At 57.9% G+C, this 14,397-nt stretch carries 14 protein-coding genes and 2 pseudogenes; all 16 read left to right on the top strand.

Annotated features, from left to right (window positions below; all coding sequences use genetic code 11):
- Positions 1-83: 83 nt before the first annotated feature.
- The 16 genes and pseudogenes from AC07VG_RS24295 to AC07VG_RS24220 all read left to right on the top strand — a co-directional run bounded on the left by AC07VG_RS24295 (position 84) and on the right by AC07VG_RS24220 (position 14,251).
- Positions 84-947 carry a VOC family protein gene (locus AC07VG_RS24295; RefSeq protein WP_495022003.1) on the top strand — a complete coding sequence of 288 codons (864 nt, stop codon included), beginning with the start codon at positions 84-86 and terminating at the stop codon, positions 945-947.
- On the top strand, positions 944-1,648 hold the full coding sequence (locus tag AC07VG_RS24290; protein ID WP_495022002.1) for a class II aldolase/adducin family protein: 705 nt from the start codon (positions 944-946) through the stop codon (positions 1,646-1,648). The genes AC07VG_RS24295 and AC07VG_RS24290 overlap by 4 nt, the downstream gene beginning before the upstream one ends.
- Positions 1,649-1,666: 18 nt before the next feature.
- The gene (locus AC07VG_RS24285) at positions 1,667-3,127 is read left to right on the top strand and encodes a 2-hydroxymuconic semialdehyde dehydrogenase (RefSeq protein WP_216743071.1); all 1,461 of its coding nucleotides are present in this window, start codon (positions 1,667-1,669) and stop codon (positions 3,125-3,127) included.
- A 10-nt stretch (positions 3,128-3,137) separates the two neighbouring features.
- Positions 3,138-3,920 carry a 2-oxopent-4-enoate hydratase gene (gene dmpE / locus AC07VG_RS24280; protein ID WP_495022001.1) on the top strand — a complete coding sequence of 261 codons (783 nt, stop codon included), beginning with the start codon at positions 3,138-3,140 and terminating at the stop codon, positions 3,918-3,920.
- An 11-nt stretch (positions 3,921-3,931) separates the two neighbouring features.
- Positions 3,932-4,735 carry a 2-oxo-3-hexenedioate decarboxylase gene (dmpH, locus tag AC07VG_RS24275; protein WP_495022000.1) on the top strand — a complete coding sequence of 268 codons (804 nt, stop codon included), beginning with the start codon at positions 3,932-3,934 and terminating at the stop codon, positions 4,733-4,735.
- A 16-nt stretch (positions 4,736-4,751) separates the two neighbouring features.
- On the top strand, positions 4,752-4,952 hold the full coding sequence (locus tag AC07VG_RS24270) for a 2-hydroxymuconate tautomerase family protein (RefSeq protein ID WP_008055305.1): 201 nt from the start codon (positions 4,752-4,754) through the stop codon (positions 4,950-4,952).
- Between the two features lie 35 nt (positions 4,953-4,987).
- Complete coding sequence (locus AC07VG_RS24265; RefSeq protein WP_216743074.1) at positions 4,988-5,926, top strand: acetaldehyde dehydrogenase (acetylating); 939 nt, start codon at positions 4,988-4,990, stop codon at positions 5,924-5,926.
- Positions 5,927-5,936: 10 nt separating this feature from the next.
- Positions 5,937-6,956 carry a 4-hydroxy-2-oxovalerate aldolase gene (dmpG, locus tag AC07VG_RS24260; RefSeq protein ID WP_095966101.1) on the top strand — a complete coding sequence of 340 codons (1,020 nt, stop codon included), beginning with the start codon at positions 5,937-5,939 and terminating at the stop codon, positions 6,954-6,956.
- 123 nt (positions 6,957-7,079) lie between these two features.
- Positions 7,080-7,466, top strand: a pseudogene (locus AC07VG_RS24255) (LysR family transcriptional regulator); the annotation flags it as partial.
- Positions 7,467-7,473: 7 nt separating this feature from the next.
- On the top strand, positions 7,474-9,117 hold the full coding sequence (locus tag AC07VG_RS24250) for an acetolactate synthase large subunit (RefSeq protein WP_007938271.1): 1,644 nt from the start codon (positions 7,474-7,476) through the stop codon (positions 9,115-9,117).
- 40 nt (positions 9,118-9,157) lie between these two features.
- Positions 9,158-10,600 carry an NADP-dependent succinate-semialdehyde dehydrogenase gene (gene gabD, locus AC07VG_RS24245; RefSeq protein ID WP_495021999.1) on the top strand — a complete coding sequence of 481 codons (1,443 nt, stop codon included), beginning with the start codon at positions 9,158-9,160 and terminating at the stop codon, positions 10,598-10,600.
- 141 nt (positions 10,601-10,741) lie between these two features.
- Positions 10,742-11,392, top strand: a pseudogene (gene dmpG / locus AC07VG_RS24240) (4-hydroxy-2-oxovalerate aldolase); the annotation flags it as partial.
- A 98-nt stretch (positions 11,393-11,490) separates the two neighbouring features.
- On the top strand, positions 11,491-12,255 hold the full coding sequence (locus tag AC07VG_RS24235; protein ID WP_495021998.1) for an SDR family NAD(P)-dependent oxidoreductase: 765 nt from the start codon (positions 11,491-11,493) through the stop codon (positions 12,253-12,255).
- Between the two features lie 73 nt (positions 12,256-12,328).
- Positions 12,329-12,793 carry an SRPBCC family protein gene (locus tag AC07VG_RS24230; protein WP_495021997.1) on the top strand — a complete coding sequence of 155 codons (465 nt, stop codon included), beginning with the start codon at positions 12,329-12,331 and terminating at the stop codon, positions 12,791-12,793.
- A gap of 54 nt (positions 12,794-12,847) precedes the next feature.
- Entirely contained in the window at positions 12,848-13,240 is a 393-nt protein-coding gene (locus tag AC07VG_RS24225) for a nuclear transport factor 2 family protein (protein WP_216743172.1), read from the top strand.
- Between the two features lie 102 nt (positions 13,241-13,342).
- Positions 13,343-14,251 carry a LysR family transcriptional regulator gene (locus tag AC07VG_RS24220; protein ID WP_495021996.1) on the top strand — a complete coding sequence of 303 codons (909 nt, stop codon included), beginning with the start codon at positions 13,343-13,345 and terminating at the stop codon, positions 14,249-14,251.
- Positions 14,252-14,397 lie beyond the last annotated feature (146 nt).

Below are 14,397 nucleotides of genomic sequence, written 5' to 3'. Positions count from 1 at the left end.
CGAATAACTAATATTTGCTTCTTTTATTTACTGGTCAACGGGAAGATGAATCCCAGACAACAATAAATAAGAGGACATCCCTCATGATCAACCTGCATGACATTCGATACATACGGTTGGGAACCGCGAATCTGGATGACGCGCGTCGCTACGCCACTCAGATTCTCGGGCTGCAGGTCGCCCGAGAAGCCAACGGCGCGGTGTATTTCCGATCGGACAGTCGTGACCACACGCTCTGCTATTACGAAGGCGATCCGCAGGAAACCACGACAGCGTTCGAGGTCAGGACGGCGCAAGATCTGGAAGACGCAGCGGTGTTGCTCGAGCATCATGAATTCGACGTGCAGCATGGCTCGCGTGCAGACGCTGAAGTGCGCTATGTCGACGACTTCGTTCGCTTCAAGGATCCCAGCGGCAACAACATCGAACTGGTGTTGCGTCCCCTTGCCAGCGGGCGACGCTATTTCCCAAGCCGCGATGCGGGCATCACCGGTTTCAGCCACATTGGCTTGCGCACCATGAATGCCCGGCGTGACGAACTGTTCTGGACTCAGCTGGCAAACGCCAGGGTAAGTGACCGAATTGGCGAGGCGCCGTTACTGCGCATCGACGAGGTTCACCACAAAATCGCATTGTTCCCTTCGTCCCATCCCGGCGTGCAACACATCAACCACCAGGTGGAAACCGTCGATGACTTGATGCGCGCCTATTACTTCCTGGTTGAGCGGGGCATTCGCATCCTCTTCGGTCCGGGCCGCCACCCCACCTCGGGCGCGATGTTCCTCTATTTCGAGGGACCTGACGGCATGACCTACGAATACTCGACAGGGGTCAGCTTGATCTCTCCGGAGAATGATGCAAGCCACCAGCCTCGCCAGTTTCCGGCGGAGGGTGCGGGATTCTGCGTGTGGGGCGCCAAGCCAGACATTCCGGAGTTCAAATCGTGAATCGCTTGCCAACTCCCAGCCGCGATCAGCAATCGCAAGTACGGGTGGCCGCGCGCGCCTTGGCCCGCGCTGGTCTGGTTCATGCCTATGGGCACTGCAGCCTGCGGCTGGATGAGGAGCACTTTCTGGTTTGCGCAGCGCAACCGATGGGTTTGATCCGGCCGGGCGAGTCAGGAGTTGTGGTGCCGATCAAAGGTGAATTGCCCGACGGAGTGCTGGGTGAAGTCCGCATCCACCAGCAAATATACCGTCGCCGCCCGGATGTCCACGCAGTGATTCGAAGCATGCCTGCCCAGGTCATGACCCTGTCTTGCGCAAGGCTCACACCCCGTCCTCGCCATGGAATGGGCAGCTATTTCCAGTCGCCAATCCCGCTGTGGGACGACCCGCAGCTGCTGCGCAGCGACGAACAGGCCAGCGCCCTGGCCAATCAATTAGGACAGGGCAACGCCCTGGTCATGCGTGGCAACGGCGCCATCGTCGTTGGCGCGTCGCTGATCGAAGCGTTGACGTTGACCTGGTACCTGGAAGACGCCGCGCGAATTGAATTGCAACTGCACAGCGCAGGTCTTGCCGCTCAAGGGCCGGTACTCGACGCACAGGCCTGCGCACGACGGGCTGTCACCAGCGGCCGAATTTACGAGCGCATGTGGGAATACCTGACGGCGGGCGACCCCGAAACCAGCGCTCCAACACTCTAAAACAAGAAGGAATACCTTATGCCTGCGAAAGAATTCCGCCATTTCATCAATGGTGAATGGGTGAGTAGCGCCCGTACCTTCGAGAACCGAAACCCGGCCGATAACAGTCTGATCGGCTTGGTGCATGAGGCCGGCAAAGCTGAGGTCGATGCCGCCGTACGAGCTGCACGCGATGCATTGAAAGGCCCTTGGGGCAGCATGACCGTCGCCCAGCGAACGGCCCTGTTGCACAAAGTGGCGGATGGCATCGAACGTCGCCATGAAGAGTTTGTGGCTGCCGAAGTGGCCGATACCGGCAAACCCCGCGCACTCGCCGGGCACTTGGACATTCCCCGTGGTGCGGCCAACTTCAAGGTGTTCGCCGACCTGATAAAGAATGTACCGACCGAAAGTTTTGTGATGGACACCCCTGACGGCGGCAAGGCGGTGAACTACAGCGTGCGAGCACCGCGTGGTGTCATCGCTGTTGTTTGTCCCTGGAATCTGCCGCTGTTGCTGATGACCTGGAAGGTCGGGCCGGCCCTTGCCTGTGGCAATACTGTGGTGGTTAAACCCTCTGAAGAGACACCGGCCACTGCCACACTGCTCGCCGAGGTCATGAATGAGGCCGGCGTGCCACCGGGTGTGTACAACGTGGTGCATGGTTTCGGCGGTGACTCGGCTGGTGCCTTCCTCACCGCTCACCCAGAGGTCAATGGTGTCACCTTCACCGGTGAAACCGGCACGGGCGAGATCATCATGAAAGCCGCAGCCAAGGGTATCCGCCCGGTATCGCTGGAACTGGGCGGCAAGAACGCCGGCATCGTTTTCGCCGATGCGGACCTGGAAAAGGCCGTCAAAGGATTGGGGCGCGCCGTGTTCGAGAACAGCGGTCAGGTCTGCCTAGGGACCGAGCGCATCTACGTGCAGCGTCCGCTGTTCGAGCGCTTTGTCGCTGCATTCAAGGCCCACGCAGAAGGCATCAAAGTGGGTGACCCGAACCAGCACGACAGCACCATGGGACCAGTGATCTCGCTCGGTCACCGCGAAAAAATTCTCTCTTATTGCCGTCAGGCGGTCGCCGACGGTGCCACGGTGGTCCACGGCGGTGGCATTGCCCAGGTACCGGAACACCTGGCCGAAGGGGCCTGGTTCGAGCCGACGATCTGGACCGGTCTTTCGGAAACCTCGGCCGTGGTTCGCGAGGAAATCTTCGGCCCGGTTTGCCATATCGCCCCCTTTGATACCGAAGAAGAAGTCGTCCGTCTGGCTAACGACACACCCTATGGCCTGGCGGCCAGCGTGTGGACCAGCAACCTGCAGGTCGCCCATCGCCTGGGCAGCGCGCTGGACGTGGGTGTCTGCTGGATCAACTCATGGTTCCTGCGCGACCTGCGTACCGCCTTCGGCGGCGCCAAACAGTCGGGTATCGGCCGTGAGGGGGGCGTGCATTCGCTTGAGTTCTACACCGAGCTGCGCAACGTCTGCGTGCGGCTGTAAGGAGCCATTCATGAATAAGCAAGAGGTCCACGTTCTCGGCCAGCAACTGCACCAGGCCCTCAGCAACTGCCAGGCTCTGGCGCCGCTGACCGACACCTACCCGGACATGACGCTGGAGCAGGCCTATGAGGTACAGCTGTCGATGATCCAGCGACGTCTTGACGACGGCCAGAGAGTCATCGGAAAAAAGATCGGCGTCACCAGCAAAGTGGTGATGGACATGCTCGGCGTCGATCAACCGGACTTCGGTCATCTGCTCTCGGACATGCTCTATGCCGACGGCGCCGCCATCGCCATCGACGGTTTGATCGCCCCCAAGGCCGAAGGCGAAATCGCTTTCGTGCTCAAGGAAGACCTGCATGGCCCTGGTATCACCGTGGCTGATGTTTTACGGGCTACTGACTATGTGATGCCGTGCTTCGAGATCGTCGATTCGCGCATCCGTGACTGGAAGATCCGTATCCAGGACACCGTCGCCGACAACGCTTCCGCCGGGGCTTTCGTCCTGGGCGGGCAGGGCGTGGCCCCGCGTGACGTTGACCTGGCCTGTGTCGGCATGACCCTGGAAAAGAACGGTGAAGTGGTTGCCACTGGCGCCGGTGCTGCGGCCCTCGGCCATCCGGCGAATGCCGTGGCCTGGTTGGCTAACAAACTCGGTCAACTTGGCATTGGCCTGAATAAGGGCGAAGTCATCCTCTCTGGTTCACTGGCGGCCATGGTGCCGGTCAAGGCCGGTGATCAATTGCGCATCAGTCTGGGCGGCATCGGCTCGGCCTCCGTTCGTTTCGTTTGAAGGAAACCTTTATGAATCTCTCTGCAAGCACTATCGCCCAACTGGCCGAACACCTGGAAAACGCCGAGCTCAACCGCGAGGCGGTGGCCAAGATTACCGACGCCCACCCGGACATGGGCTGGGAAGACGCCTACGCCATCCAGGACTCCATTCGCCAGCGCAAGGAGTCTCGCGGTGTACGTATCGCCGGCCTGAAAATGGGCCTGACCTCTTTCGCAAAAATGAAGCAAATGGGGGTCACTGAGCCGATCCACGGCTTCCTTACGGACTACGGCTCTTGCCTGGACGGCGCGGCTATCGATGTTGACGGGTTGATCCATCCCAAAGTCGAGGCCGAGATCGCCTTTGTCCTCAAGCATCCGCTCAAGGGACCGGGCGTGCATGTTGGAAACGTATTGGCAGCTACCGATTTTATTTTGCCGGCAGTTGAAGTGATCGACTCGCGCTATGAGAACTTCCGCTTCGATCTCAAGAGCGTCATTGCCGACAACACCTCTTCGGCGCGCTTCGTCACCGGCGGGCAGATGTGCGGTGTGCAGGGAATCGACCTCAAATGCCTGGGCGTGGTGCTGGAGAAGAACGGCGAAGTGGTCGCCACCGGTGCCGGCGCCGCGGTGCTTGGGCACCCGGCGCAGAGCGTCGCCATGCTGGCCAACATGCTCGGCGCCAAGGGGCGTGAACTACCGGCGGGCTGTTTCATCATGACCGGTGGTATCACTGAAGCCATTGCCGTTGCTGCCGGGGACAACATCACCGTCCGCTACCAGCATTTGGGTAGCGTCTCCATGCGCTTCACCTCGTCCAGCCAGCGTTGATCCGGAGCTATCGACCATGCCTATCGCCATGATCCACCTCGCCGAGGGCCGCAGTGAAGAGAAGAAGCATGCACTGTTGGTCAACGTCACCCAGGCCATCGCGCAAAGCCTCGATGTGCCCGTAGATAGCGTACGCGTGCTGCTTCAAGAGATTCCCGAAACCCAGTGGGCTGCGGGTGGCAAGACACTTGCCGAACGCCGGCGTGGTAACGCCTGATCCCAGGCTGTGTGCAACGACAGGACACAATAACAATGAGTAATCCAATCAGCGTCGCCATCATCGGCTCGGGCAACATCGGCACCGACCTGATGATCAAGATTTTGCGTCACGGCAAACACCTGAAAATGGCCGCCATGGTCGGCATCGACCCGGCTTCCGACGGCTTGGCCCGCGCCCAACGCATGGGCGTGGCGGTGACCCATGAAGGTGTTGAAGGCCTGACCCGCATGGACGTGTTCAAGGACATCGATTTCGTCTTCGATGCCACCTCGGCCGGCGCCCACGTGAAAAACGATGCCTTCCTGCGCTCGATCAAACCCGGCATCCGTCTGATCGACCTGACACCTGCAGCCATCGGCCCGTATTGCGTGCCGGTGGTCAATCTGGAACAGAATCTCGGCCAACTCAACGTCAACATGGTTACCTGCGGTGGCCAGGCGACCATCCCCATGGTCGCAGCGGTATCACGCGTGGCCAAGGTGCACTATGCCGAAATTGTCGCCTCGATCGCCAGCAAGTCCGCGGGTCCTGGCACTCGTGCCAACATTGACGAATTCACCGAAACCACCTCCAAGGCTATCGAAGCGATCGGCGGCGCAGCCAAGGGCAAGGCGATCATCGTGATGAACCCGGCCGAACCGCCGCTGATGATGCGTGACACGGTGTTTGTGCTGTCCGAAGCCGCTGATCAGGCGCTGGTCGAAGCCTCTATCGTCGAGATGGCTGCCGCCGTACAGGCCTATGTACCGGGCTATCGCCTGAAGCAAAAAGTCCAGTTCGACGTGATCCCGGAAGACGCCCCGCTGAACATCCCCGGCCTCGGAAAGTTCTCCGGGCTCAAGACTTCAGTGTTCCTCGAAGTCGAAGGTGCCGCCCACTACCTGCCAGCCTATGCCGGCAACCTCGACATCATGACTTCCGCTGCCTTGGCCACCGCCGAGCGCATGGCGCAGTCGATGCTGAACGCCTGAGGAGACCGACATGACCTTTAATCCCGGTAAAAAACTCTACATCTCCGACGTCACCCTGCGCGATGGCAGCCATGCCATTCGCCATCAGTATTCGCTGCAAAACGTGCAGGATATTGCCCGCGCCCTGGACAAAGCCAAGGTTGACTCGATCGAAGTCGCCCATGGCGATGGCCTGCAAGGCTCAAGCTTCAACTATGGCTTCGCTGCGCACACCGACCTTGAGTGGATCGAGGCCGCGGCCGACGTGATCAGCCACGCCAAGATAACCACCTTGTTGTTGCCCGGCATCGGCACCGTGCATGACCTGAAAGCAGCCTACAACGCCGGTGCCCGGGTGGTGCGCATCGCCACCCATTGCACCGAGGCGGACGTGTCGAAACAGCACATCGAATATGCCCGCGAGCTGGGCATGGACACCGTCGGTTTCCTGATGATGAGCCACATGATTCCGGCCGAGCAGTTGGCTGCCCAAGCCAAGTTGATGGAGAGCTACGGCGCGACCTGCGTGTACATGGCCGATTCCGGTGGGGCGATGAACATGCAGGACATCCGCGAGCGTTTCCGTGCGTTCAAGGCGGTGCTCAAGCCGGAAACCGAAACCGGCATGCACGCCCACCACAACTTAAGCCTGGGCGTGGCCAACTCCATCGTCGCGGTGGAAGAGGGCTGTGACCGCATTGACGCCAGCCTGGCTGGCATGGGGGCGGGGGCGGGCAACGCGCCATTGGAGGTGTTCATCGCTGCCGCCGAGCGACTGGGCTGGAATCATGGCACCGACCTCTACACCTTGATGGATGCCGCCGATGACATCATCCGTCCGCTGCAGGACCGTCCGGTGCGGGTAGATCGCGAGACGCTGGCGCTGGGTTATGCAGGCGTTTATTCCAGCTTCCTGCGTCATGCCGAAGCGGCGGCCCAGCGCTACGGGTTGCGTACCGTCGACATCCTGGTCGAATTGGGACGGCGAAAAATGGTCGGTGGTCAAGAGGACATGATCGTCGATGTGGCACTGGACCTGACACGACGTTGAGTTATCCACGCGTCCGCATAACACTCAAGAATTCCAGTTTTACTGCACCTGCCGGTCGAAGCCCACGTCGCTTTGCTGGCAAGTGCAGTGTTTTGGTTTCTGAATGTCAGTCAGGGCGCTGTGATGAAAGATCTAAATCTGCTCTATACCTTTGAAGCGTTGTGGCGAGACCACTCCGCTTCAATAGCGGCGCAGAATCTGGGTGTTACGCAGGCAGCCGTCAGCGGGGCGCTCAAGCGGTTACGAAACGACTAAGGTGACAGGTTGTTTACTCTGGTAGGTCGCCGAATGGAACCCACACCGTTTTGTGTCCACATCGCGCCGCGACTGTTGGCCTCCCTTGCGATGGTCAGGGAGGCTGGAAGCCAAATGCCGGTGTTTGATCCGAAACGTTGTGAAAAGACATTTACCATCAGAATGCGCAACGTTGGCGAAGTCGTTAGGTTCCCCGCCATCGTAAGCGAATTGTCCAAGATTGCACCTCAAGCGCGGATACATGATTTTAGAGGAGAGTGAAATGCTCAAGGCTTCAGACGTCGTAGTGCAGTGCCTCGAGAATGAGGGCGTAGAGTTCGTGTTCGGGATTCCTGGTGAAGAGAACCTGGATTTACTTGAATCACTCAGGCGCTCCAACATCCGGCTCGTTCTCACTCGACATGAGCAATCGGCTGGTTTCATGGCGGCAACCTATGGCCGGTTAACCGGCAAAACGGGAGTCAGCTTATCGACCCTTGGCCCTGGCGCTACGAACCTGGTCACTGCTGGCGCCTATGCCTACTTGGGTGGAATGCCAATGCTCATGATTACCGGGCAGAAGCCAATCAAAAAGTCCAAGCAGGGCCGTTTCCAGATTCTTGATGTTGTTGGGATGATGCAACCGCTGACCAAGTACACCCACCAGTTGGCGTCCGCTGACAACATTCCCTCGCGTGTGCGTGAAGCCTTCCGCCTTGCTGAGGAAGAAAAGCCCGGAGCGGTTCATCTTGAACTTCCCGAGGACATCGCCGCGGAGCAGACCGAAAGCCGGCCAATTCCTCCGAGCCTGCATCGTCGCCCACTGGCCGAACACAAGGCCATCGAGGCCGCAGTCGAGAAATTGCAGACAGCCCGTAGCCCGATCCTCGTGATTGGTGCCGGCGCCAATCGCAAGATGACTGCCAAGGTACTCAAGCAACTGATCGACAAGACCGGCATCCCTTTTGTCACCACTCAGATGGGCAAAGGCGTGGTAGATGAGCGTCATCCACGCTTCCTTGGCAATGCCGCACTGTCTTCCGGCGACTTCGTGCACCGTGCCGTCGAGGCGGCTGATCTGATCGTAAACATTGGCCACGACGTGATTGAGAAACCGCCATTTTTCATGGTCCGTGGCGGCACCGAAGTCATCCACATCAACTTCCGCTCCGCCGAGGTCGATCCGGTCTACTTCCCACAGGTCGAAGTGATCGGCGATATCGCCAATGCTGTTTGGCAGATCGGCGAGTCCTTGAATGACACTTCACACTGGGACTTCACCCGCCTTATGACGATCCGTGAATCCAACGAGGCCCAAGTGATCGAGGGCGCGGACGACAACCGTTTCCCGATCTACCCGCAGCGCTTTGTCGCCGACGTGCGTCGTGCCATGCCCTCCGAAGGCATCGTGGCTCTGGATAACGGTATCTACAAAATCTGGTTCGCGCGCAACTACAAGGCACATAAACCCAACACCGTACTGTTAGACAATGCCTTGGCAACGATGGGTGCGGGCCTGCCTTCGGCGATGGCTTCACATTTGGTCTATCCGGATCGTCCTGTGGTAGCTGTGTGCGGTGACGGCGGCTTCATGATGAACAGCCAGGAGCTGGAAACCGCCGTACGTTTGAAGATGAACCTGACGGTCATCATCCTACGCGATGATGGCTACGGCATGATCCGTTGGAAGCAGTCCAACATGGGGTTCACTGATTTTGGGCTGGACTACGGCAACCCGGATTTCGTCATGTATGCGCGAAGCTATGGTGCCAAGGGCCACCGGGTGGAAAGCGCCGAAGGCTTCTTGCCGCTACTGCAGCGCTGCATCAGTGAGCCGGGTGTGCACGTTATCGATTGCCCGGTGGATTATTCCGAGAACGATTTCATTCTGAACCATGAGCTGAAAAGACGTAGCGCTTTGGTTTAAGCCAACGCTCGCCAACCCCTCATTCAGAAAAGGAAACGTCATGCAGCTTAAAGACACTCAGTTGTTCCGCCAGCAAGCCTTCATTGATGGCGCTTGGGTCGATGCGGACAATGGTCAGACGATCAACGTCACCAACCCGGCAACGGGCGAAATTCTGGGCACCGTGCCGAAAATGGGCGCAGCCGAAACCCGCCGTGCGATCGAAGCCGCTGACAAAGCGCTGCCGGCCTGGCGTGCACTGACCGCCAAAGAGCGTGCGAACAAGCTGCGCCGCTGGTTCGAACTGATCATTGAAAACCAGGACGACCTGGCTCGCCTGATGACTCTGGAGCAGGGCAAACCGTTGGCCGAAGCCAAGGGCGAAATCGTTTACGCCGCGTCCTTCATCGAATGGTTCGCCGAAGAAGCCAAGCGCATCTACGGTGACGTGATTCCGGGCCACCAGCCAGACAAGCGCCTGATCGTGATCAAGCAGCCAATCGGCGTGACCGCTGCGATCACTCCGTGGAACTTCCCGGCTGCGATGATCACCCGTAAAGCCGGCCCGGCCCTGGCCGCCGGTTGCACCATGGTGCTCAAGCCTGCTTCGCAAACCCCGTACTCCGCTTTTGCCCTAGCCGAACTGGCCCAGCGTGCCGGTATCCCGGCTGGCGTGTTCAGCGTTGTTTCCGGCAGCGCCGGCGACATCGGTACCGAGCTGACCAGCAACCCGATCGTACGCAAGCTGTCCTTCACCGGTTCGACCGAAATCGGTCGTCAACTGATGGCCGAATGCGCCAAGGACATCAAGAAAGTGTCCCTGGAACTGGGCGGCAACGCGCCGTTCATCGTGTTCGACGACGCGGACCTGGATAAGGCCGTCGAAGGCGCGATCATTTCCAAGTACCGCAACAACGGCCAGACTTGCGTCTGCGCCAACCGTCTGTACATTCAGGACGGCGTTTACGACGCATTCGCCGAGAAGCTGAAAGTGGCTGTCGCCAAACTGAAGATCGGCAACGGTCTGGAAGCCGGTACCACCACTGGTCCGCTGATCGACGAAAAAGCCGTGGCCAAGGTCAAAGAACACATCGCCGACGCCTTGAGCAAAGGCGCCCAGGTACTGGCCGGTGGCAACACCATCGAAGGCAACTTCTTCGAGCCGACCATTCTGGTCAACGTACCGAAGAGCGCTGCCGTGGCCAAGGAAGAAACCTTTGGTCCACTGGCTCCACTGTTCCGCTTCAAAGACGAAGCCGAGGTGATCGCGATGTCCAACAACACCGAGTTCGGCCTGGCTTCGTACTTCTATGCTCGCGACCTGGGCCGTGTATTCCGCGTGGCGGAAGCCCTGGAATACGGCATGGTCGGCGTCAACACCGGGTTGATCTCCAACGAAGTCGCGCCGTTCGGTGGCATCAAGGCCTCGGGCCTGGGCCGTGAAGGCTCCAAGTACGGCATCGAAGACTATCTGGAAATCAAGTATCTGTGCTTGAGCGTGTAATAGGTTTTCAACCTTATTAGTCTGATTGACTGAAAGGAATGGGGCCGGCGAGTCCGGCTCCGATTTTTTCTTCTGTCCTTTCATATCACTGAAGCTATCGCTCCGCGACTACAAGCCACCCCAATTTTCAATGGAAGTGGGCGTAGGACCAACGGATACGCACGAAAGCTGGACATGGATGTGGTTGGCTTCTTGATGATGAGCCATATGTAGCCCTCCCAAGGGGTGGTGCAGCAGGGCAAGCTGATGGAAAGCTACGGTGCTAACTGCATCTATGTGGTCGACTCCGGGAGGGCTGAATATGGGCGACGTGCGCGACTGATTCCGGGCGTTGAAAAATGTTCTCGCCCCCCATGCGAAGACGGGTATCCATGCCCACCACAACCTGAGCTTGGGCGTTGCCAACTCCATCGTCGCGGTGGTCAGGGTTGTGATCGCGTTGACGCCAGTCTGGCTGGAATGGGGGCCGGTGCAGGCAACACACCATTGGAGGTGTTCATCGCCGCAGCCGAGCGCCTGGGCTGGAACCATGGCACCGATCTGTACACCCTGATGGATGCCGCCGATGACATCATTCGTCCCCTGCAGGACCGTCCAGTGCGCGTTGATCGCGAAACGCTGGCATTGGGTTGTGCCGGCGTTTACTCAAGCTTCCTTCGCCATGCCGAAGCGGCTGCCCAGCGCTACGGGTTGCGTACCGTCGACATCCTGGTCGAATTGGTTCGGCGAAAAATGGTCTGTGGGCAAGAGGACATGATCGTCGATGTGGCGCTGGATTTGACCCGCCGCTGATTGGTGCAACAGCGCAACAGTCTTTGGTGGTTTTACGGGATTCTCGATCGTTGCCCCGGTAAATACAGTAAGTGGCATTACAAAACGAGAGTGTGGATATGAGCAACCTTGACGACCGGAACATCATTATCACTGGCGCCTCGGGCGGAATTGGCCGTGCTTCGGCACTGGCTTTTGCCAAAGCGGGCGCGAGGGTTGTGCTGCTTGATCGCGATACCGCAGGCATCGAAGAAACCGCCAGTGCTGTCACGGTTGCCGGCGGCAAGGTTTATTCAATCCCCTGCGACGTTACCGACGAAGATGCTGTGGCCGCAGCAGTCGATGATGTCGTCACTCGATTTGGCTGTCTGCATGGCGCGTTCAACAATGCAGGGGTCGAGCAAAGCAATTTGCCTCTGCATGAAATCTCGTCTGCGGCGTGGGATCGCATTATCCGCATCGACCTGACCGGTGTTTTCTACTGCATGAAGCATCAGATCCGCGCCATGTTGAACAGTGGCGGTGGCGCCATCGTGAATACCGCTTCGTCCCTGGGCTCGGTAGCGATTGCCGCTGCGTCGGACTATATCGCTGCCAAGCATGGGGTGGTCGGTTTGACCAAGGCTGCCGCCGTCGACTACGGCACCCTCAATATCCGGGTCAACGCAATCATGCCAGGCATCATCGAAACGCCGATGATCGTGCGTGCGAGTGAAGAGCCGAATTTTGCAAAACAGTTCGCTGCATTGCGCGAACGACACTCTATCGGTCGTTTCGGAAAACCGGAAGAAATCGCCAAGGCTGCGCTATGGCTGCTGTCCGATGACGCCAGTTTTGTGACCGGTACGGCAATGGCCGTAGACGGTGGTTATCTCACCGTTTGAGACTCCTGACAGACTGTCCCTGACACTCGACAGGGAGTCGGTCACTTTTGAACCTGAACCCCCGGAGTACCCCATGATCAATGTAAGTCGTCGCTTGAAAGTCAATGCCCCTGAGGAGTCGGACGGTGTGAACCTGAACCGCAGCCAGGTATGGGAAGGGTTGGTGAGCAAGGCTCGCAATGCGGTGCCGTTCGTTGATGCCATTACCGAATGTAATGTCGTTGAGGACCAGGGCAATACCTTTATCCGCGAAGTGGTGCTTTACGGTGAGCGCCTTCAGGAAATGGTCCTGCTTACTGAAGAGCAGCAAGTCGAGTTCGTGCGCCTCTCCGGTAATGCCCGTGGTCTGATCAAGAACGTCATCGAGGAAGAGGATGGCGAACTGTTCCTGCGCTTCTCCTTCCATTTCTCCCTGCCGGGCGTATCGGCGGGCAGCGAGAAGGAAGTCGAGTTCTCAACCGGCATGCAGACGTCCTACCTGAGCGCCGTGCGATCCACCCTGCAAGCCATCCGTAACAAGGTCAGCAAAGCGGCATAAGATTCACCGCAGCGACCAGAAATGAAAAAACAAAAACAAGAAATGAGGCGTGCAATGAACCATGAATTGACAGGTATGTTTGAAAGTGTCGATCGGATGTCGATTGAAGGTTTTTTGAGTTATCTGGCTGATGATGTCGTGTTTCGGTTTGGCAATCCCCCGGAAATGAAGGGGAAAAAAGTTGTCGGGGAGGCGATTGAGTTATTTTTTACTCAAATAGCCTCTCTGAAACATGTTCTTCAAGGCGTGTGGAGCGAAGGCGACACAACAATAATGCGCTTTGATACGTATTATACAAAGCATGACGGCACGGTTATCAATGTTCCTTGCTGTGTCGTCGTTCACTTCAATGCTTCCCGCTTGATCAATGATTATCGAATTCACATTGATCTTTCACCGCTGCACAGTAGCGCATCTGCCAGTGATGTTATCCACGCGACTGCATAACACTCATGAGTGCCAGTTTTACTGCACTTGCCGGTTGGAGCCCACGACGCTTTGCTGGCGAGTGCAGTGTTTTGATTTCCGGACATCAGTCAAGGCGTTGTGATGAAGGATTTGAATCTGCTCTATACGTTTGAGGCGTTGTGGCGAGACCACTCAGCTTCAATTGCGGCGCAGAATCTGGGTGTCACGCAGGCAGCCGTCAGCGGTTCGCTCAAGCGGTTACGAAATGATTATGGTGACAGGTTGTTTACGCTGGTCGGTCGCCGAATGGAACCCACTCCGTTTTGCGTCCATATCGCGCCGCGACTGTTGGCCTCCCTTGCGATGGTCAGGGAGGCCGGATGCCAAATGCCGGCGTTTGATCCGAAAAACTGTGAAAAATCATTTATCTTCAGAATGCGCGATATTGGCGAAGTCGTTTGTTTGCCCCCCATCTTGAGTGAATTGTCCAGGGTTGCACCTCAAGCGCGAATACACACCGTCGGGGGTGGGATGGATGAGACGCTCAATGGCCTGTCCACTGGCCGGATCGACTTGGCACTCGGCTTTATGCCGACCCTTCAGACTGACATTCACCGTACACCGGTTTTTTCTCAGCATTATGTCTGCGCCATGCGCAAAGACCACCCCTTGGCACATTGCGGCTTAAGCCCTGAAGCCTTTGTCACCAGTGAGCATTTGTTGGTGGAATCCGGGGGTAGTGGTCACCAGGCACTGGAGCGTGCCCTGATCGATGCGGGTGGCAGAGACTGCATTAAAATGCGCACCCCTCAGTTCTTGTCCGGTCCGCACTTGCTGCTGGATACCGACATGATATGGACGCTGCCTATTGCCTTGGGTAAAACCTTGGCGCGTTTTTATCCTCTCGTCCTACACCCTCTGCCTCTGCAAATACCCTCGTTCGAGATTGATCTGTACTGGCATGACCGATTTCATCGAGACCCTCAGAACAAGTGGCTGAGAGAGATGGTTGGCCAGGTACTGCGCAGCCAACAATCGGCCTGGCAGTAGTCGTTTTCAAGAGAGCTGTAATCCTCACTCTCAAACTCAAAGCATGAGCGCGCGGGGCGTTTGTACCTTCTGAACGAGCCCCATGAAAGACAGGACACCGTTCCCCCCTTAAGATAAGGGATAGGCAAACGGGTATGTTTATGACT

The organism is Pseudomonas sp. GW821-FHT03C07 (genome assembly GCF_059420925.1).
The sequence above is the reverse complement of the archived record's forward strand: the minus strand, read 5'-3'. Positions and strand labels throughout refer to the sequence as shown.

Bases quoted from the DNA above. Each gene is read 5' to 3' on its own strand.
- gabD (WP_495021999.1), top strand. From the start codon at position 9,158: ATGCAGCTTAAAGACACTCAGTTGTTCCGCCAGCAAGCCTTCATTGAT.
- AC07VG_RS24230 (WP_495021997.1), top strand. From the start codon at position 12,329: ATGATCAATGTAAGTCGTCGCTTGAAAGTCAATGCCCCTGAGGAGTCG.
- AC07VG_RS24220 (WP_495021996.1), top strand. From the start codon at position 13,343: ATGAAGGATTTGAATCTGCTCTATACGTTTGAGGCGTTGTGGCGAGAC.
- AC07VG_RS24270 (WP_008055305.1), top strand. From the start codon at position 4,752: ATGCCTATCGCCATGATCCACCTCGCCGAGGGCCGCAGTGAAGAGAAG.
- AC07VG_RS24295 (WP_495022003.1), top strand. From the start codon at position 84: ATGATCAACCTGCATGACATTCGATACATACGGTTGGGAACCGCGAAT.
- AC07VG_RS24250 (WP_007938271.1), top strand. From the start codon at position 7,474: ATGCTCAAGGCTTCAGACGTCGTAGTGCAGTGCCTCGAGAATGAGGGC.
- dmpE (WP_495022001.1), top strand. From the start codon at position 3,138: ATGAATAAGCAAGAGGTCCACGTTCTCGGCCAGCAACTGCACCAGGCC.
- dmpG (WP_095966101.1), top strand. From the start codon at position 5,937: ATGACCTTTAATCCCGGTAAAAAACTCTACATCTCCGACGTCACCCTG.
- AC07VG_RS24265 (WP_216743074.1), top strand. From the start codon at position 4,988: ATGAGTAATCCAATCAGCGTCGCCATCATCGGCTCGGGCAACATCGGC.
- dmpH (WP_495022000.1), top strand. From the start codon at position 3,932: ATGAATCTCTCTGCAAGCACTATCGCCCAACTGGCCGAACACCTGGAA.
- AC07VG_RS24285 (WP_216743071.1), top strand. From the start codon at position 1,667: ATGCCTGCGAAAGAATTCCGCCATTTCATCAATGGTGAATGGGTGAGT.
- AC07VG_RS24225 (WP_216743172.1), top strand. From the start codon at position 12,848: ATGAACCATGAATTGACAGGTATGTTTGAAAGTGTCGATCGGATGTCG.
- AC07VG_RS24235 (WP_495021998.1), top strand. From the start codon at position 11,491: ATGAGCAACCTTGACGACCGGAACATCATTATCACTGGCGCCTCGGGC.